The organism is Brevibacterium pigmentatum (assembly GCF_011617465.1).
In the GTDB taxonomy this organism is placed as follows: domain Bacteria; phylum Actinomycetota; class Actinomycetes; order Actinomycetales; family Brevibacteriaceae; genus Brevibacterium; species Brevibacterium pigmentatum.
Map to the genome: position 1 here is coordinate 2,412,607 of NZ_CP050153.1, position 18,085 is coordinate 2,430,691.

The 18,085-nt window shown below is 65.7% G+C and carries 15 protein-coding genes; 4 read left to right on the plus strand and 11 right to left on the minus strand.

Annotated elements, in window-relative coordinates; all coding sequences use genetic code 11:
• Positions 1–7 precede the first annotated feature (7 nt).
• The gene (locus GUY30_RS10865) at positions 8–475 is read left to right on the plus strand and encodes a universal stress protein (RefSeq protein ID WP_167197278.1); all 468 of its coding nucleotides are present in this window, start codon (positions 8–10) and stop codon (positions 473–475) included.
• Here GUY30_RS10865 and GUY30_RS10870 read toward each other — a convergent pair.
• Positions 472–1,626, minus strand: coding sequence for an FAD-binding oxidoreductase (locus tag GUY30_RS10870; RefSeq protein ID WP_167197281.1), 1,155 nt, complete (start codon positions 1,624–1,626; stop codon positions 472–474). The genes GUY30_RS10865 and GUY30_RS10870 overlap by 4 nt on opposite strands.
• Positions 1,627–1,836: 210 nt before the next feature.
• Positions 1,837–3,441 carry a malate synthase A gene (gene aceB, locus GUY30_RS10875; RefSeq protein ID WP_167197283.1) on the minus strand — a complete coding sequence of 535 codons (1,605 nt, stop codon included), beginning with the start codon at positions 3,439–3,441 and terminating at the stop codon, positions 1,837–1,839.
• A 320-nt stretch (positions 3,442–3,761) separates the two neighbouring features.
• On the opposite strand from aceB, the gene GUY30_RS10880 reads away from it, so the two are divergent.
• Positions 3,762–5,717 carry an L-lactate permease gene (locus GUY30_RS10880; RefSeq protein WP_323127747.1) on the plus strand — a complete coding sequence of 652 codons (1,956 nt, stop codon included), beginning with the start codon at positions 3,762–3,764 and terminating at the stop codon, positions 5,715–5,717.
• 293 nt (positions 5,718–6,010) lie between these two features.
• On the opposite strand, the gene GUY30_RS10885 is transcribed toward GUY30_RS10880, so the two are convergent.
• Together GUY30_RS10885 and dapA are read right to left on the minus strand one after the other, a co-directional pair.
• Entirely contained in the window at positions 6,011–7,657 is a 1,647-nt protein-coding gene (locus tag GUY30_RS10885; protein ID WP_167197286.1) for a ribonuclease J, read from the minus strand.
• 34 nt (positions 7,658–7,691) lie between these two features.
• The gene (gene dapA / locus GUY30_RS10890) at positions 7,692–8,615 is read right to left on the minus strand and encodes a 4-hydroxy-tetrahydrodipicolinate synthase (protein ID WP_062244047.1); all 924 of its coding nucleotides are present in this window, start codon (positions 8,613–8,615) and stop codon (positions 7,692–7,694) included.
• A 208-nt stretch (positions 8,616–8,823) separates the two neighbouring features.
• Here dapA and GUY30_RS10895 point away from each other — a divergent pair, with 208 nt between their 5' ends.
• Complete coding sequence (locus GUY30_RS10895) at positions 8,824–10,104, plus strand: ATP-binding protein (RefSeq protein WP_323127748.1); 1,281 nt, start codon at positions 8,824–8,826, stop codon at positions 10,102–10,104.
• A gap of 38 nt (positions 10,105–10,142) precedes the next feature.
• On the opposite strand, the gene GUY30_RS10900 is transcribed toward GUY30_RS10895, so the two are convergent.
• From GUY30_RS10900 to ypfJ, 3 genes are all read right to left on the minus strand, one after another.
• Entirely contained in the window at positions 10,143–10,766 is a 624-nt protein-coding gene (locus tag GUY30_RS10900; RefSeq protein ID WP_167197289.1) for a TetR/AcrR family transcriptional regulator, read from the minus strand.
• Positions 10,763–12,763, minus strand: coding sequence for an oxidoreductase (locus GUY30_RS10905; protein WP_167197292.1), 2,001 nt, complete (start codon positions 12,761–12,763; stop codon positions 10,763–10,765). Before GUY30_RS10905 ends, GUY30_RS10900 begins: the two co-directional genes overlap by 4 nt.
• Positions 12,764–12,898: 135 nt before the next feature.
• Positions 12,899–13,780 (minus strand): KPN_02809 family neutral zinc metallopeptidase, encoded by an 882-nt coding sequence (gene ypfJ / locus GUY30_RS10910; protein ID WP_167197295.1) that lies wholly within the window; start codon positions 13,778–13,780, stop codon positions 12,899–12,901.
• A 68-nt stretch (positions 13,781–13,848) separates the two neighbouring features.
• On the opposite strand from ypfJ, the gene GUY30_RS10915 reads away from it, so the two are divergent.
• Positions 13,849–15,141, plus strand: coding sequence for a heparan-alpha-glucosaminide N-acetyltransferase domain-containing protein (locus GUY30_RS10915; RefSeq protein WP_167197298.1), 1,293 nt, complete (start codon positions 13,849–13,851; stop codon positions 15,139–15,141).
• A gap of 96 nt (positions 15,142–15,237) precedes the next feature.
• Here GUY30_RS10915 and GUY30_RS10920 read toward each other — a convergent pair whose 3' ends face one another.
• The 4 genes from GUY30_RS10920 to GUY30_RS10935 all read right to left on the minus strand — a co-directional run bounded on the left by GUY30_RS10920 (position 15,238) and on the right by GUY30_RS10935 (position 17,967).
• Positions 15,238–15,696, minus strand: a complete 459-nt coding sequence (locus tag GUY30_RS10920) for a tetratricopeptide repeat protein (RefSeq protein WP_167197302.1) — start codon at positions 15,694–15,696, stop codon at positions 15,238–15,240.
• On the minus strand, positions 15,696–16,442 hold the full coding sequence (gene dapB / locus GUY30_RS10925; RefSeq protein ID WP_167197305.1) for a 4-hydroxy-tetrahydrodipicolinate reductase: 747 nt from the start codon (positions 16,440–16,442) through the stop codon (positions 15,696–15,698). Before dapB ends, GUY30_RS10920 begins: the two co-directional genes overlap by 1 nt.
• A gap of 203 nt (positions 16,443–16,645) precedes the next feature.
• Positions 16,646–17,209: a GNAT family N-acetyltransferase gene (locus GUY30_RS10930; protein WP_167197308.1), complete on the minus strand. Its 564-nt coding sequence runs from the start codon at positions 17,207–17,209 to the stop codon at positions 16,646–16,648.
• A gap of 131 nt (positions 17,210–17,340) precedes the next feature.
• The gene (locus GUY30_RS10935) at positions 17,341–17,967 is read right to left on the minus strand and encodes a superoxide dismutase (RefSeq protein WP_101553700.1); all 627 of its coding nucleotides are present in this window, start codon (positions 17,965–17,967) and stop codon (positions 17,341–17,343) included.
• Between the last annotated feature and the right edge of the window lie 118 nt (positions 17,968–18,085).

An 18,085-nucleotide genomic window follows, 5' to 3' on the forward strand; every position in this document is an offset into this window, starting at 1 on the left:
ACCTGAGATGACTGATCTCTATTCGGCTCCACACCGCCGCTTCCCCGCCCCGTCCCTGCAGGTCACCGCCTCGCCGAACATCGATTCCGCGTCCGCGACCGTGGTCCTGGCACTGCGTTCGGATTCCTCCGATGAGGTGTTCGAGCAGGCGACCGCCGCGGCCCGTCGTGAGAACGCGGCGGTGCAGGCGGTCGTGTTCGGCACGGACACGACGACGGCACCGTCGACGTCTCCCCTGGCCGAGTGCACCAAGTTGGGTGCCGCCCTCGCCGAGGCGGGGCTCGAGTATGCCGTCCACCGCTCCGGTCCCGATCCGGCCGAGCAGATCCTCGGTCTAGCCGAGGACCACGATGCTGCGCTCATCGTCATGAGCACGAAGCGCCGCTCGCCCGTGGTGAAGCTGCTGCTCGGCTCGAGTGCACAGCAGGTCATCCTCGAAGCCGAGTGCCCCGTGCTGCTGGTGAAGCAGGGCTAGATTCCGGCGATTCCGCGGCCCGGGGCCAGGATTCCGCGCGGATCGACGAGCGCCTTCAGCTCTTCCCAACCCTGACGTCCCGGCTGCGGACCCCACGCGTCGACCTCATCCCAGACCGGTGCAGGCGCATGGACGAGCCGGGCCGCGAGGAAACGCAGGCCGAAGCTGCGCAGGTGTTCGAGGACCACGCGCATGGCCATTCCCGGTTCGGATTCCGGGGTGCCGATGCCCAGTTCGAACGACCCCGTCGCGCTTCCGCGCAGCTGCAGCGGATAGCCGATCGTCGTCTCCAGCCGGTCGACGGCATCGATGAGAGTCGGGATGAAGCTCGGTGCCACGAACACCCCGATGGTCGCGGCCAACCGGGCTCTGTTCCCCCACCATTCCGGTTCCCCGCACGGAGTCGCGCCGGGAACCCAATCAACGAGGTGGCCTACCTCGGCTTCGACCTCGCCGGCCTCCCCCTCGATGAGAACCACTGTCGCCGCCGGTGACCCGGGAGGACGTTCGATGTTGACCGCATCGGGGACGCGGCGGGCGACGAGGAGGTCGGCGGCCGCCTCGGTGCCGGGGATCCATATGAACCTCTGCGTTGCGGGTCGCTCGGTCAGACGGATCTCGGCCTCGGCGATGATCGCCCGGGTCCCCCAGGATCCGGTGACGAGGCTGCGCAGATCGCGGCCGTCCAGATCCGGGTGGAGTCCGTGAGCGGTGCGGGCGATGGTTCCATCGGCGGCGACGGTCGACACGGACAGCACTGTGTCGGCCAGCCGGGGTCGGCGCAGGTGGCGCGGTCCGGTGGCCGCGGTGGCGATCATTCCGCCGAGGGTCGCACCGGCATCGATGCGGTCGCGGGGAAGGTCCGCGAGGATCTCCCGTCCCGATTCGGCGACGGACCTGTTCAGCGCGCTGATCCGGGTTCCGGCTCCGGCACGGATGGTGTCGCCGGAAGAGTCGGCCGCCTCGGCGATCGACGTCAGGTCGATGAGCAGGCCCGGAGTGGACGCGGGCGGATGATCGTCGAAGGCGGTGCCACCGCCGAACACGGCGACGGTACGGTTCTCGGCGTGGGCGCGGGCCATGAGCTCGGAGAGTTCGGCGATGCTGCTGGGACTGGCCAGTCGGGGCAGTTCGTCTGTGGTCAGGCTCATCCGCATCTTCCGTTCCTGCTGTCTCGGGCGCTGCGCTGCGTGCATGTGTATGTGTATGTCGAGCTTAACGAAGAACGCCTCCGAAATCGGTGCGCGAGGCACAGATTTCGGAGGCGTTCGGCGTCGTCACCGACCGCGTACCTGCATGCCCTGGTCAGGGCGCGCGGTGCGGCCGGAGTCGCTCACGACGCGCAGATCGCGACGTACGGATCACGGCATGCGGGCGTAAGCCGGCAGGGTGAGGAAGTCGACGTACTCGGGGTCGAGGGCGACCGAGACGAAGGTGTCGGTGGCGTCCTTCCAGCCTGCGTCGTCACCGGGCAGCTTGGCGACCTCCTCGGCGACGATGCGCTCGACGAGCTCCTTCGTCACCTTCTCACCGGAGTCCAGGGTGATTCCGGCATCGAGCCACTGCCACACCTGGGAGCGCGAGATCTCGGCCGTCGCGGCGTCTTCCATGAGTCCGTTGATGGCGACTGCGCCGTTGCCTTCGAGCCAGGCGCGCAGGTACTGGATGCCGACGGACACGTTGGTGCGCAGGCCCGCCTCGGTCATCGCACCCGGGGTCGACTTCACGTCGAGCAGATCGGCAGCGGAGACATTGACGTCTTCGCGCTTGTTGTCGATCTGGTTCAGCTTCTCGCCGAGGGTCTCGGTGAAGACCTCCTTGCAGAGTGCGACCATTCCGGGGTGAGCGACCCAGGAGCCGTCGAAGCCGTTGGAGGCCTCACGCGACTTGTCCTCGCGGACCTTGTCGAAGGCGGCCTTGTTCGCGGCTTCGTCCTTCGAGGGAACGAATGCGGACATTCCGCCGATGGCGTGCGCCCCGCGCTTGTGGCAGGTGCGCACGAGCAGTTCGGTGTAGGCGCGCATGAACGGCACCGTCATCGTCACGTCCGAACGGTCCGGCAGCAGGAAATCGGAGCCGCGGGAGCGGAAGTTCTTGATCACGGAGAAGATGTAGTCCCAGCGGCCGGCGTTGAGTCCGGCGGAGTGTTCGCGCAGCTCGTAGAGGATCTCCTCCATCTCGAAGGCCGCGGTGTAGGTCTCGATGAGCACGGTGGCGCGGATGGTGCCGCGGGCCAGGGCGAAGGCATCCTCGGCGTGTTCGAAGACCTGGTTCCACAGGCGGGCCTCGAGGTGGGACTCCATCTTCGCGAGGTAGAAGTAGGGGCCGCGGCCCTTCTCGATCTGGATCTGGCCGGCGGTCGCGAAGTAGAGCGCGAAGTCGACGAGCGAACCGGAGGTCTCCTCACCGTCGATGAGGATGTGCTTCTCGGGCATGTGCCAGCCGCGGGGGCGCACGACGATGGTCGGCAGCTCCTCGTCGGGGGCGAGCTTGTATTCCTTGCCCTCGGGCGAAGTGAAGTCGATGTCGCGAGTGAGCGAATCGAGCAGGTTGATCTGGCCCTGGATGACTGAATCCCACTGCGGGGTGTTCGCGTCTTCCTGGTCGGCCAGCCACACCTTCGCGCCGGAGTTGAGCGCGTTGATCGTCATCTTCTTGTAGGTCGGGCCGGTGACCTCGACGCGGCGGTCTTCGAGGCCGGGTGCCGGAGGGGCGACCTGCCAGGAGGGATCGTTGCGGATCTCGGCGGTCTCGGGGAGGAAGTCGAGATCCTTGCCTGCGGCGATCTCGGCTTGGCGCTTCTTGCGCGCCTCGAGGCGCTCGAGACGGTCGCCGTTGAACTTCCGGTGCAGGTCGACGATGAGCTCAAGCGCCTTGGGCGTCAGGACCTTCTCAGCCCCGTCCGGCAGCTCACCGGTGATCTCCATCCCGGCGGGGATGTCCAGGTTTTCGATATGAGCGGTCATCGATGGTTCTCCTTAGTCAGCACATCGGTGCTGCATCCTTATCCACATCTGGTGATGCGATATGTTCGCTGGTCAACGGGGTTTTGACTGCGACATTTTCACATCGTGAAAATGTTTGTTCACACAACGAAAGAATATGAGGTGATGCACGTCTCGTCAAACCCTATCCTGCATTCGAGACGGTGTGTTCATTGACTCTGCCCGTGGGGCTGGAGAGGATAAGGAGAACATCTCTCATGGACTCGCCGATGCGGCCCATCGTCACCGACCACCTCTGGTTCCCGGTCGGTTGAGGACAATCGTCGCTCCAGGTCAGGTCCTTGGCACTTGCGGCAACGACGCCGCGGATCGGACTCACGGTGGACAACCTCGCTGTTGCAGCTCTCTTGGCCCTCTCCCCCATTCTCTTGGCCGGAATCCTTCTCATCGGTTTCCGCTGGCCTGCGAAATACGCCATGCCGATCGGACTGATCGCTGCCGCGCTCGTGGCGAACTTCGCCTGGCAGATCGAGTGGGTGACGATCGGCGCATCGGTCGTCCAGGGCCTCCTCGTCGCGATCGGACTGCTGTGGATCGTCTTCGGCGCGCTTCTGCTTCTGGCCACGGTCACCCGGTCCGGGGCGATCGAGACGATCCGCTCCGGTTTCATCGCGATCTCCCCAGATCGGCGGGTGCAGGTCATCATCGTCGCGTGGCTCTTCGGCTCCTTCATCGAGGGTGCCGCCGGCTTCGGCACTCCGGCGGCCGTCGTCGCCCCGCTCTTGCTGGCCCTCGGCTTCCCTGCGATCGCCGCGGTCCTCGCCGGTCTCATCATCCAGTCGACTCCGGTCAGCTTCGGTGCCGTGGGCACTCCGATGGTCGTGGGCATCGGCACCGGACTGTCTCAGGAGGACGGCTCGATGTCGGCCGATGTCGCCGAACGCGCCGGTCAGCTCGGCCTCGGCCAGGCCGAGTTCGTCGCTCACACCGCCACCCAGGTCGCGCTCATCCACGGCATCTGCGGCATCCTCATCCCGCTGCTTCTCTCCTGTCTGATGACCGGGTTCTTCGGTGCCAATCGGCGCTTCGCCGACGGTCTGGCCATCGCCCCGTTCGCGATCTATGCGGCCGTGGCGATGATCGTCCCCTATCTCATCGTGGCCAATGTGCTCGGCCCCGAGTTCCCGTCGCTGCTCGGCGGGCTCATCGGTTTGGCCATCGTCGTGACGACCTCGCGGATGGGCTTCCTCATACCGAAGAAGACCTGGGACTTCGCTCCGCGTGAGACGTGGCCGGCGATCTGGATGGGCACCGTCGACCCGAACAAGGAGAAGGCGCAGCTGACGAAGAAGATGTCACTGGCCCGCGCCTGGTCGCCCTATCTCATCGTCGTCGCTCTGTTGCTCATCACGCGCAATGTGCCCGCGATCAAGGAGTTCCTCAACGGTCCGGCCGTCATCCAGATCAACAACATCTTCGGCACTCCGATCAGCCAGAACATGGATCTGCTGTGGTCGCCCGGCGCGATCTTCGTCCTCGCCTGCGGGCTGACGTACTTCATCCACCGGATGACGAAGAAGCAGATCGCAGGCTCGTGGCAGATCGCCGGTTCGCAGATCGCCGGCGCGGCCGTTGCCCTGCTGTGTTCCCTGCCGCTGGTGCGCGTGTTCATCAACTCCGGTGCCGACTACAATGGCGCCGGCCTGGAATCGATGCCGGTCACCCTCGCCGAGGCGGCCGCCAGTTCCGTGGGTGACGCCTGGCCGCTGTTCGCCCCGTTCGTCGGTGCTCTGGGTGCGTTCGTCGCGGGCTCGAACACCGTCTCGAACGTCATGTTCTCCCAGTTCCAGTTCTCCACCGGCACCGCGATCGGCGCGGCCAGCCCCGAAACGGTGGTCGCTGCTCAAGCGGTCGGCGGGGCCGCTGGAAATATGGTGGCCGTGCACAACGTCGTGGCCGCCTCGGCGACGGTGGGTCTCATCGGTCGCGAGGGCGAGCTCATCCGTCGGACCTCGATCCCGATGCTCGTCTATTCGCTGGCCGCGGGTGCTCTGGCGTTCGTCGGCCTCAACGGGCTGGGCTTCAATGCGGGCACCGTCGTCCTCACCGCGCTCGTCGTCGGCCTCGCCGTCGTCGTGGTGATGATCCGCCGCTCCCCGGGCAAGCCGCTGCCGGGGCTCGAGGAAGGTGTTGGAGGCGGCGCGACCAGCGCGGCCGTTGCGGACGGAGTCAGCGGCGGAGCGGCTGGCGGAGGCTCTGACATCGACGACGAGCAGGAGCCCACCGCCCGCGCCTGAGCGCTGCGCTCAGCAGTTGCTTCCTGCGGGTGGATCCTCCGCGATTTCCATCGGGATTTCGAGGCGGATCTGCCCCAGGCGACACCGCCCGGAGCGGACTGCCGCCGGAGTCATCGCCTTTTGATCCACGCATCGGGTTCAAACGCGATGTGCCGATCAAAAGGCGATTCGCCCAGAACACGACAACGCCCGCAGAGCCTCACGAGGAGGCATCTGCGGGCGTTCGCGGTTTCGTCTGCGCAGCAGACCGACAGTCGAGCCGACCGCCGACGGAGCCGCTCGAAGACTGGGTCTCAGACGATGACGACCATGGGGACGATCATCGGCTTGCGGCGCAGCTTCGAGGACACCCAGCGGCCGACGGTGCGGCGCACCACCTGCTGCAGCTGGTACTGATCGGTGGTGCCGTCGCGCAGAGCATCCTCGACGGCCTTCTGGACCTTCGGGACGATCGAGTCGAAGACATCATCGGATTCGGCCACACCGCGGGCGTGGATCTCAGGACCGGCGATGAGCGACTTCGTCTGCGAGTTCACGGCCATGAAGATCGTCACGAAGCCCTCACCGGACAGGACGAGTCGGTCCTTGAGGTCCGCCTCGGTGATCTCACCGACCGACGAACCGTCGACGAAGACGTAGTTGCAGTCGACGGCTCCGACGACCTCGGCGTGGCCGTCCTTGAGGTCGACGACCCAGCCGTCATCTGCCAGGACGATGTTGTTCGGGTCGACTCCGGTCGCCTCGGCGTGGCGGGCGTTGGCCAGCAGGTGGCGCCATTCGCCGTGGACGGGCATGACGCCGCGGGGCTTGACGATGTTGTAGCAGTAGAGCAGCTCACCGCCGGAGGCGTGGCCGGACACGTGGATCTTCGCGTCGGCCTTCGAGATGACACGGGCGCCGAGCTTCATCAGGCCGTTGATGACCTTGAACACGGAGTTCTCGTTGCCGGGGATGAGCGAGGAGGCGAGGATGACGGTGTCGCCGTCGCCGACGTCGACGCGGTGGCTGCGGTTGGCCATGCGCGACAGGGCGGCCATCGGCTCACCCTGGGAGCCGGTGCACATGAGGACGATCTGGTCCTCGGGGTAGTCGTCGACCTTCTTGATATCGATGAGCGTTCCGGCCGGCACGTTGAGGTAGCCGAGGTCTTCGGCGATCTTCATGTTGCGCACCATGGAGCGGCCGACGAGGGCGACCTTGCGGCCGTGGGCCGTCGCGGCGTTGAGCACCTGCTGCACGCGGTGGACGTGGGAGGAGAAGGAAGCGACGATGATGCGGCGCTCGGCGGTGCCGAAGAGGTTCTCGAGCACGGGCCCGATGTCCTTCTCCAGCGCGGTGAAGCCGGGGACCTCGGCGTTCGTCGAGTCCGTCATGAACAGATCGACACCTTCTTCGCCGAGGCGGGCGAAGGCGCGGAGGTCGGTGATGCGGCCGTCGAGCGGCAGCTGGTCCATCTTGAAGTCACCGGTGTGCAGGATGTTTCCGGCGCCGGTGCGGATGAACACGGCCAGGGCGTCGGGGATCGAGTGGTTGACGGCGACGAATTCGAGGTCGAAGGGGCCGAGCTGGTCGACGTCGTCTTCCTTCACCACGCGGGTGATGGGCTTGATGCGGTGTTCTTTGAGCTTGGCTTCGATGAGCGCGATCGTCAGCTGCGAACCGAGGATCGGGATGTCGCCCTTGCGGCGCAGCAGGTAGGGAACGGCGCCGATGTGGTCTTCGTGGCCGTGGGTGAGGACGAGGCCGACGATATCATCGAGGCGGTCGTCGAGGTAGGAGAAATCGGGGAGGATGAGGTCGACGCCGGGCTGGTCCTCTTCGGGGAAGAGCACACCGCAGTCGACGATGAGGAGTTTGCCGTGGTATTCGAAGACGGTCATGTTGCGGCCGACTTCGCCGAGTCCGCCGAGCGCGACGATGCGGACGGCTTCTCTGTCCATCCTCGGCGGGAGGGACAGTTCTTGGGTCAATGCATTATTCACTGAGGTAACCACTCCTGGTCAATTGGGCGGCGACGAACGCCATCTGGTCCTCATCAGCTGGGAGCAGCGGCATACGCACGTCGCGGTTGTCGAGTATTCCTTGGGCCTGCAGAGCGGCCTTCGCCGAGATCACTCCCGGCATGTGGTTCATGAGCGCATCCACCACGTCCGCGGTGTCGCGGGAAAGGGTGCGTGCGGTGTTGAGGTCGTTGTTCGCCACTGCGGCGACCATGGCTGCGAACCGGTCCGAGCAGACGTGCCCGGCCACGGACACGAGTCCGAGCGCACCGAGGGACAGCAGCGGCAGGTTGAGCGCATCTTCGCCGGAGTAGTACACGAGCGAGGAGTTGTTCATCACGAACGAGGAGGCAAAGAGGTCGCCCTTGGCGTCCTTGACCGCGAGGATGTTCGGATGGTCCGAGAGCCGCAGGAGGGTGTCCGTGATAATCGGGGCACCGGCTCGGCCGGGGATGTCATAGAGCATGACCGGCAGGTCGGTGGAGTCGGCGGCCGCACGCATATGTGCTTCGATCGCCGGCTGGGTCGGCTTCGAGTAGTACGGGGTGACGAGCAGGATCCCGTCGGCTCCGGCATCAGCGGAGCGGCGGGAGAGGTCGATGGTGTGTGCGGTGACGTTGTTGCCGGTGCCGGCGACGATCTTCGCCCGCTTGCCGATGACGCCGCGGACGACGCGGATGAGCTCGACCTTCTCATCGTCGGTCGTCGTGGGAGACTCGCCGGTGGTGCCGGAGACGACGAGCATGTCGTTGCCGAGCTCGACGAGGTGGTTCGCCACCTTCTCCACAGACGCATAGTCGATGCTGCCGTCGCGTTTGAATGGGGTCACCATTGCCGTGCCGACGGAACCGAAAGCGTCAATGGCAGTCGCTGCTGCCTGGTCACCGAGAATCGCCATAGAACCAGGATAGCGCCCACGTCGAATCATCAGTGCAGTGGTCCACCCGCGTTGCGGGTGTCGTTCGCCTCGCCTGCGGCGCTGATGCGGTCATGTTGAGAGACGGATCACACCCGCGCCGGCCCGATCGCCTACTCTTGAGCACTGCCCGCCACCGAAACACAGGAGTTTTCGATGACCCGCACCCGCATCCGCGATTTCCATGATAATGATCTCGACGGAATCATCCGTCTCTTCGAAGCAGCCGTCCCGGAATCTGCGGCCGTTCCCCCCGCTCTATCCGCTCTCCGAGGTGCTGGCCGCCTGCCAGCGCAACCAGGCCGTCGTGGCCGTCCGCGATGAGGAGATCGTCGGTGCTGCCGTCGGCCGTGCCGCCCACGGTCAGGGAGTTCTCGTGTTCTTCCATGTCCTCGAGGCGGTGCGTGCCGATCCGGAGCACGGCACCCGCGCCGAGGCGGGGCTGCTCGATGCGCTCGAACGCCGTCTCATGCCGCTGGGGCTGGGGAAGCTGTCGATGCTCATTCCCGCTGGTACGTCTGCCTGCGATGGTCTGGTGGCCAATGGCTTCGAGACCCGGTCCGGGCTGAAGTACGTCGAGCGGCATCTGCCCGTCCAGCGGCGGGAGCTCGATCGGCTCAAAACGGTCGGGGGACGGATCCTGCCGCGCCACCTCTGGGATGGGGTGAGCGGGATGCAGGAGGAGAAGGACATGCTCGAGGACCGCCTCGTCGTGCCTTTGGCCGAGCCGGATCTCGCGGATCATTTCGGAGTGGTCCCGCCTCGGGCGGTGATGCTCTTCGGTCCTCCGGGGACGGGGAAGACGACGTTCGCGAAGGCGGTGGCATCGCGGTTGGATTGGCCGTTCGCCGAGGTGTTCCCGTCGCGTCTGTCCGGTGAGCCCGGCGGTGTGGCGGCGGGTCTGCGGACGACGTTCGAGCAGATCAATGAGCTCGAGCATGCGGTGGTGTTCATCGATGAGGTCGAGGAGATCGCATCGAAGCGCGGGGGTGAGCCGCCGTCGTCGACGCAGGGTGTGACGAACGAGCTGCTCAAGCAGGTTGCGGAGTTCCGGGATCGGGAGGGCCGGCTCCTCATCTGTGCGACGAATTTCGTCCGCGCCCTCGACGCGGCGTTTTTGCGGCACGGGCGCTTCGACTATGTCATTCCCATCGGGCTGCCCGATGGGACCGCCAGGGAGGCGATCTGGTCGCGCTACATTCCCGAGCACACGATCGCCGGTGTCGCTCTCGACGTGCTCGTCGATGCCAGCGACAGGCTGACCCCGGCCGATATCGAGTATGCGGCCCGGCGTGCATCACAGGAAGCTCTGGCATCGTCGCTGCGCCAGCAGCACGTCGATATCGCCTCCCGCACGGAGGTGCTCTCAACCGATGACTACCTCGAGGCTCTGCGGGCGACGCGGGCGACGGTGTCCGAGGAGACGGCTCGGGAGTTCAGCGAGGACGTCGATACGATCGCGCGGCTGTGAGACGGCCGCGCCCACCCGTCGCGCGGGCGCGGTGCCCCCTACCCTTCGAGCAGGCGGTCTGCGGTCTCGATGAGGATCCGCGTCATCGTGGACGGATCGGGACCGTGACCGGCGACGGTGGCCAGGTCGAATCCGTCGATGATGGCGACGAACGTGTTGACCACCTCGGCGGCGGAGAGCTGGAAGAGCCCGAATTCGTGCCTCTTCAGCCCATCATCGACGATCGTCCGGAACAGCTTCCGCCATCCGTCGAACACGGCATCGACACAGTTCTGCAGGCCTTCGTCCGTGCGCGCGGCGGTGACGAGTTCGAGCCAGATCCGCGACCGCTGCTCGTGCATTCCCACCCCATGGACTGCCGCGAACGCATCGTGCAGGCGATAGCGAGCCAGTCGACCGCGCGGGTCATCGCCTGGCTTCGCCATCTCCTCGAGGTGCAGCAGCACCGTCGCGGTATGGAAGGAGAACGCCTGGGCGAGCAGGTCGTCCCGGGACTCGAAGTAGTACTGCACGGTGCCGATGGACATGCCGACTGCTTTCGCCACGTCCCCGAGCCGGACCGCGGCGGGACCCTTGGCGACGATGGCGTCGAGGGTCGACTGGATGATCGCGAACTTCTTCGCCTCGGCCTGCTCGGGCGGCTGAGCCGGACGGGGGCTCATGCCGTGACCGATTCTCGTCGTTCGGCCAGATCGGTGGCTGCGGTCAGACCTTCGTACACGGCCTCCTCGACCGTGCGCGGGGCCAGAGCGTCGCCGATCACCGTCACCGAGGCGGCCCCGAGGTCGATGTCGACCAGTACCGATCGTGGTGCCGCGGACACGATCGTCGCGGCGACGTCGTCGACCTCGTGGACGACTTCGCAGAGTGTGGACTGCAGGTAGCCGGTATCGGCATCAACGCCGACGAGGCGGGAGTCGTTGATGAAGTCGATCCGACCGGAGCGCAGTGCCTGAGAGACGAGCAGGGTCCGCGTGTACTGCTGGAATGCGGCTCCGACGAAGTTCGCCGCCGTCGCCAGACTCACGTGTCGTCCGGCTTCGGCCAAGCGCAGGGCGATGCCGAGACCGATCCAATCGCCCTTCCAGTCGGTGACGAGCACGCGGCCAGGAGGCAGGACCGGGTCCTCGCGCAGATAGTCACGGGCGCCGATGACGAAGGCGTCGTCGGCGACTTCTAGGGCGGGCATGCGCTGCTCGGCTCCCGTGGCGATGATGACATGGTCGGGGGCCACCTCGGTGATGAGATTCTGGGTGGCCGGTGTAGACGTACGGATATCGACTCCGGCGCGGGCCGCCTCGGCGGACAGGTTCGTCACCGCTCCCCCGAATTCGGACCGGTACGGCAGTTCCTGAGCCAGCAGAACCGCCCCGCCGAGGTGGGGATCCCTCTCGCACAGGACGACGTCATCGCCCTGTTCGGCGGCGACCGCGGCCGCCTTGAGACCGGCCGGTCCCCCGCCGATGACAATGACCTTGCGGCGCGTGCGCACTGTCGGTCGGGGCAGGAAAGTCAGTTCCCGACCCGATTCCGGGTATTGGATGCACGAGATCGGCACGCCCTGTTGGAAGTGGCCGATGCAGGCCTGGTTGCAGCCGATGCAGGCGCGGATCTCATCGACTCGGTCGGCAGAGGATTTGTTCGCGATCTCGGGGTCGCAGATCATCGCACGGGTCATGATCGCCATATCGGTGCGGCCTTCGGCGATCGCGGTTTCGGCTTCGTGGGGTTGGTTGATGCGGCCGGCGACCATGACGGTCTTGTCGGTGATCTTCTTGACCTGCTCGGACAGACTCGTGGCGTAGCCCGGGTCGATCTGCATCGACGGCACGATGTGAACGGCGCCCTGCAAGGTGGAAGAGTCGCCGGCGGTGATGGAGAAGTAGTCGAGGCAGTCGACGTCGCCGGCCCGGAGGGAGTCGAGGTGGCCGATGAGGTCGAGGATCTCGGTGGCGACGAGTCCGTCCTCGGTCTTCTCCTCGCCTGAGATCCGCAGGCCCACCACGACGTCGGGGCCCACGGATTCGCGGACGGTCTGGGCCACCTCGGCGAGGAACCGGCGGCGATTCTCCAGGCTGCCGCCGTAGTCGTCGGTGCGGGTGTTCACGGACGGGTTGAAGAACTGGATGGGCAGGTAGCCGTGGCTGGCGACGATCTCGACGCCGTCGATTCCGGAGTCGGCGATGCGCTTCGCGGCACGTCCATAGCCGGCGATGATGTCCTTGACCTCGGCGGTGGACAGCGTTTCGGGGACGACCTTGAAACGCTCCTGCGGTTCGTCGCTCGGGGCTTTGGCGCGGGGTGCCATTCCGCGCTCGCCATCCATGACCTCGCGGCCGGGATGGAAGAGCTGGGCGAAGATCGTGGCGCCGTGACTGTGGACCGCCTCGGAGACGGCTTGGTATCCGGGCACGGAGGATTCGTCGGTGGCCATGAGGACGTGGCTGGTGTAGCGGGCAGTTTCGTGGACGCCGGAGACCTGGAGGACGATGAGCCCGGCCCCGCCCTTCGCACGGGCTTCGTGGTAGGCGACGAGGTCGTCGCCGATGTGGCCGTGATCGTCGAGCACGGTGTCGTGGCCGGAGGAGACGATGCGGTTGCGGATCGTCGTGGAGCCCAGCGTGATGGGTTCGAAGAGGTGCGGGAACAGCTTTGACATGATCGTCCTTGATCATTCGCGAATGGGGCTGACACGGTTATTCATAACACCGTATGACTAACGGCGGCAAGGGTTGCCCCCCCTGCTGCCCATCGCCGAAAGGGCGGCGCCCCTGCCGCCGAACGGATCGGTCTATCAGAGCTCGCTGCCCGACACCGCGAAGGTGTCGCAGCTATTCAGCCCCTCGTTGTATCCGGTGGTGAACCAGTTCTGGCGCTGCTCGCTCGAACCGTGGGTGAAGGATTCCGGGTTGACGAATCCGGACTGCTCCTGGATGTGATCGTCGCCGACGACGAAGGCCGCGTTGAGCGCGTCGTCCAGCTGTTCCTTGCTGGGCTCTTCGAGGTACGGGGTGCCGTTGTCGTCGGTGAGAGTGGTGACATTGCCCAGCCAGGCGCCGGCATAGCAGTCGGCTTGGAGTTCGATGCGCACGCCGTTGCTTTCCGGTCCGGTGCCGTTGTTCGGGTGCTCACTCATCACGCCGGTGATGTTCTGGATGTGGTGTCCCCATTCGTGCCCGACGATATAGAGCTGGGCAAGTTCATCGGCCGAAGCACCGTACTGCTGGCGCAGAATGTCGAAGAAGCTCGGGTCGATGTAGACGCCTTGATCGGCCGGGCAATAGAACGGACCGACTTGGTTCGAGGCGGTTCCGCATGCCGTCGAGGTCTGTCCGTCGACGATCGTCATCTCCGGCGGCTGGTAGCCGTCGACCTTCTGCGCCCAAAAGTCGTCGAGGACAACCTGGGCACCGGCCATGCGGCAATCCATATTCTCGTTCGCGTCCTGACCGGTATCGCACTGGGACATGCTCGTCCCGCTCGAGGAGTTCTGGCTGCCGTCGCCTTCCGGGGTGATGCCGCCCATCAGCCCGGTGACGTCGACTCCGAGCAGAGGTCCGATGAGGAAGACGAGCAGACCGACGATGCCCACGCCGCCACCGCCGACGATCGCGGTGTTGCGGCCGCGTTTGCTCGTCCTGTTGCCGCTGATGTCGGCGTTCGGGTTGAAGGTCATGGCATAAAGATACCCCGGCCGCGTGCCCGTTCGGGCGGGCGGAAGTGAAGTCGTGTGAGAATCGTTTCATGAGCTCTCACCCGGCGGACCCCCACCGAGCGTACGACGCGAACTCCACAGCCTCCTCGGCGAGGGTGGTCCGTCGTCTCAGCCCTGCCGGGCGGCTCATCGGACTCGATGTCTCCCGCGGGATCGCCCTGCTGGCGATGATGGTCACGCACATCTTTGCGTTGGCCGACGATGCGGGGATGCCGACGTGGGCGGCGGTCTTCGCCGGTCGCGCCTCGGCGCTGTTCGCGGTTCTCGCCGGCTGTTCGCTGGTGCTGTCCACGCACTCCCGACTGGCGGCGTCCGGGCGGCCGCGCGATGCCGCGCCCAGCGTGCTCATCCGGGCCGCGGCGATCGTGTTCATCGGGCTGTGCCTCGGATCGGTCTCCAGCCTCTTGGCGGTCATCCTCGTCAACTACGGGATCATGTTCGCCCTCGCCCTGTTCTTCCTGCGGCTGCGGGCGCCTGCGCTCTTCGCCATCGCCGGGGCGTGGATGCTGCTCTCCCCGGTAGTCTCGATGTGGGCGCGGTCGGCGTTCCTCCTCGAACCGAGCTACCTGCCGATGGGCTTCTTCGACTTCGCGACGCCTGCCACGATGCTCACGGACCTCTTCCTCACCGGCTACTACCCGGTGCTGCAGTGGATGTCCTACATCCTGCTGGGCATGGCCGTGGCGAAGCTCGACATCGGCAAGCACCTGATCGGCCTGTTCACCTTCGGGCTCGGACTCTTCGTCGTCGGTCGCGGCGCCTCGTGGGTGCTGCTCAACGTCGTCGGTGGGGATGCCGCGCTCGTTGAGGATGCGCAGATGTGGGGCATCGATCTCACTGCGGCCCTGTTCACCGGCAGCTATGGGGTGACTCCGGCGACCTCGTGGTGGTGGTTGGCGATCGCGGGACCGCATTCGGGCACGCCGTTCGATCTGCTCTCCACCGGCGGAACCGCGGTGATGACGATCGCCGCATGCCAGGCCATCGCCGCGCTGCTGGGCCGTCGTTCGTGGCTGCTCGCGCCGCTGTCAGCTCCGGGATCGATGCCGCTGAGTGTCTATGCGGCGCACGTGGTGCTGCTCGAGATCACCCGGCCGGCGCTGGTCGGCGATCCGATGGAGGGCGCGGGAACCGTGGCCGAACAGTCCACCGAATATCTCGTGCACGCGCTGAGCTTCGTGCTCATTCCGCTGCTGTGGAAGCTGTTCGTCAGTCCGCGCGGACCGTTGGAAGGTGGGATCGCGGCGATCATCCGTTCGACGTCGCGCTCACCTTCGCCGACGCGCTCACCCTCGCCGAGGCGGCCCGACGATTCCGTGTGAGTTCGGCCCGACTTCGCGTGGGTTCGGCCCGGCCTTTCCGTGTGAGTTCGGCCCGGCCTTTCCGTGTGGGTTCGGGGCGACTCCGTGTGAACGCGTTCAGGCGCCCTGCGTCTGACCTTCGCGGAAGAGGCTGATCGATTTGCGCATCGTGGCCCGGGCGCGCTTGCGGTCTCCGCTGGCGTCGTAGGCGCAGGAGAGGCGGAACCAGGACCGCCAGTCCTCGGGCGCGGCCTCGGCTTCGGCCTGGTACTTCACGAATTCCTTGTCGGCGGCTTCGCGGATGATCTTCCCGCCCGGAGTCCTGGGCAGGTCGTCGACGGGCAGTCCGCCTTCCTCGCCGAGGATGCGTGCGAGCTTCTCCGTCCGAGCGCCGAAGATGAGTTCGACGATGAGCGTCCATGCGCCGATGACCGGAAGCACGAACAGGGCGATGCCCATGACCTTGGGGATCAGGTCGGGTTCGCAGACGAGGATCCATGCCCGCTGCCCCATGAGCACAAAGTAGAAGACGAGGACGACGGAGACGACGATCGCCCCGATCTTAGCCTTCGACATCAGAGGTCGAGCATGTTCTCGAGGCCGTGGATGAGCCCCGTGTAATCGGCGATCGAGCGCACCGCAGTGACGATTCCCGGCATGAACGCCGAGGTGGAGTGCGAGTCGGTGCGGATGGTCAGGGCTTCGCCGTCGGAGCCGAAGTGGATCTCCTCGTGGGCGTTCATGCCCTGCTGGCGGATCGCGTGGACGTGGATGCCGTCGATGACGGCACCGCGGGCACCGAGCGGATCGGATTCTGTCGAGTCGGGAACGGCGGGCAGACCGGCGGCATTGCGGGCCGCGGCGATGCGCTGGGCCGTGTGGTTCGCGGTGCCGGACGGGGCATCGAGTTTGCGGGTGTGGTGGGTCTCGACAACTTCGGCAGAGTCGAAGTACGGAGCTGCGAGCTCGGCGAAGCGCATCGCCAGGACTGCACCGATCGAGAAGTTCGGGGCGATGAGGACCGCGGTCTTCGGGTGGTCTTTGAGCGTGGCTTCGAGGCGGGCCAGGCGGTCGTTGTCCCAGCCGGTGGTGCCGACAACGGTGTCGATGTCGTTCTCGACAAGGAAGGTGACGTTGTCTTCGGTGGACTTCGGCACGGTGAGTTCGACGGCGACGTCGATTTTCTGATCAACCAGGGTCTCCAGGGAGTCGCTGCTGCCGAGCGCGGCGACGAGTTCGAGTCCTTCGGCGTCGTTGATCGCATCGACGGCGTGGGATCCCATCCGACCCTTGGCTCCGATGACGGCTACGCGAATGCTCATATGCTGTGACTCCTTGTGTGACGATCCCTGCGAGGTAAGTCGATCCCTGCGATCTCCGCCAGCCAGTCTAGCGACTCCCCCACCCCGCACCGCGCATCCAGTGACCATCCGAACACTCCTTATTGCTACCTGACGGGGGCTGAGATACCTGGCGCCAGGTTGCTGAGCCCCCGTCAGGTAGTTCTAGAGGGGCGGGAGCTGGGTCAGTGAGGCGGTGCGGTGATCGGCATTCGCGAACCGGGGTGCCTCGGGTCTCCACTCAGACGAGCACATACCTCGGTGTCATAGCGGACGCCGTCGTAGAGCAGCTTCTCCCGTTCGCGGCCCTCGACGATGAAGCGCGCGTTCCGTGCAACTGCGGCCGAGGCCGGATTGTTCACGCGATAACCGAGTTCGAGCCGGTAGATCCCGAGATCGTCGTGAAGGAGATCGACAAAGCTGCGCAGCGCCGCCGAGACCAGGCCTTGGCCTCGAGCCTCAGCCGCGGACCAATTGGAGATCCAGGCGCTCGAATGCGGGCGATCGACCCCGGAGGCCATAACGTTGCCGAGGATGCGGTGCTCGGAACCGTCCCCGTCATCAACGATCGCCCGAGCGCAGAGGTCACCAGCTGCCTCGGCGTGGGTGATACTTGTGATCCATGTCCGGGCGCCATCGACGCTGCGGTCGTCGGGGATGTTGCTCAGCAGGGCATCATCGGCCCGTTCGTACACCTCAGCCAATGCCTCGGCGTCACCCGAATGCCACGGTCTGAGAATTGCGCTCATTCGGTCACCCTATCCGCAGCGGCCAGTCCGACGGCACCTCCACCGGCGCCGGTTTCGCTCCCCAAACAACGTGACGGCGGCCCAGCTACCTCGCGCGAGGTAGCTGGGCCGCCGTCAGGTAGCAATTAGTGTCAGCCGAGGAGGAGGCCCTTGGTCTGAGCGACTGCGCGGTCGAAGCGTGCGCCGGCGTCGGCCCAGTTCACGATGTTCCACCAAGCCTTGACGTAGTCGGGCTTGACGTTCTGGTAGTCGAGGTAGAAGGCGTGCTCCCACATGTCGAGCTGCAGAACCGGGGTGCCACCGAGCTGGATATCGGACTGCTGGTCCTTGAGCTGCTCGATGAAGAGGTTTCCGCCGAGCTGGTCGTAGACGAGGACGGCCCAGCCGGAGCCCTGGATCGTGGTGGCTGCGGTGGTGAAGTGCTCGCGGAACTTGTCGAAGGAACCGAACTGGTCGTCGATGGCTGCGGCGAGTTCACCGACCGGCTTGTCTCCACCGTCCGGGGACATGTTGTTCCAGAAGATCGAGTGGTTGACGTGACCGCCCAAGTTGAACGCGAGGTCGCGGGTCAGCTTCGGCACATTCGCGAGGTTGCCGGACTCGCGGGCTTCGGCCAGCTGCTGGGCGGCGGTGTTGGCACCCTTGACGTAGGTGGCGTGGTGCTTGTCGTGGTGCAGCTCCATGATGCGAGCCGAGATATGCGGCTCGAGAGCGGAGTAGTCGTAGGGCAGTTCCGGAAGTGTGTACTGCTCAGCCATGAGATTCCTCCTGATCAGATTTGATGACCACCACATCGGTGGCTTCATTTCGACCCTATCCCAGGGTCTCATCTCGGACAACAAGGGGATCCGTCATCCTATTCCATATGACGCGCGG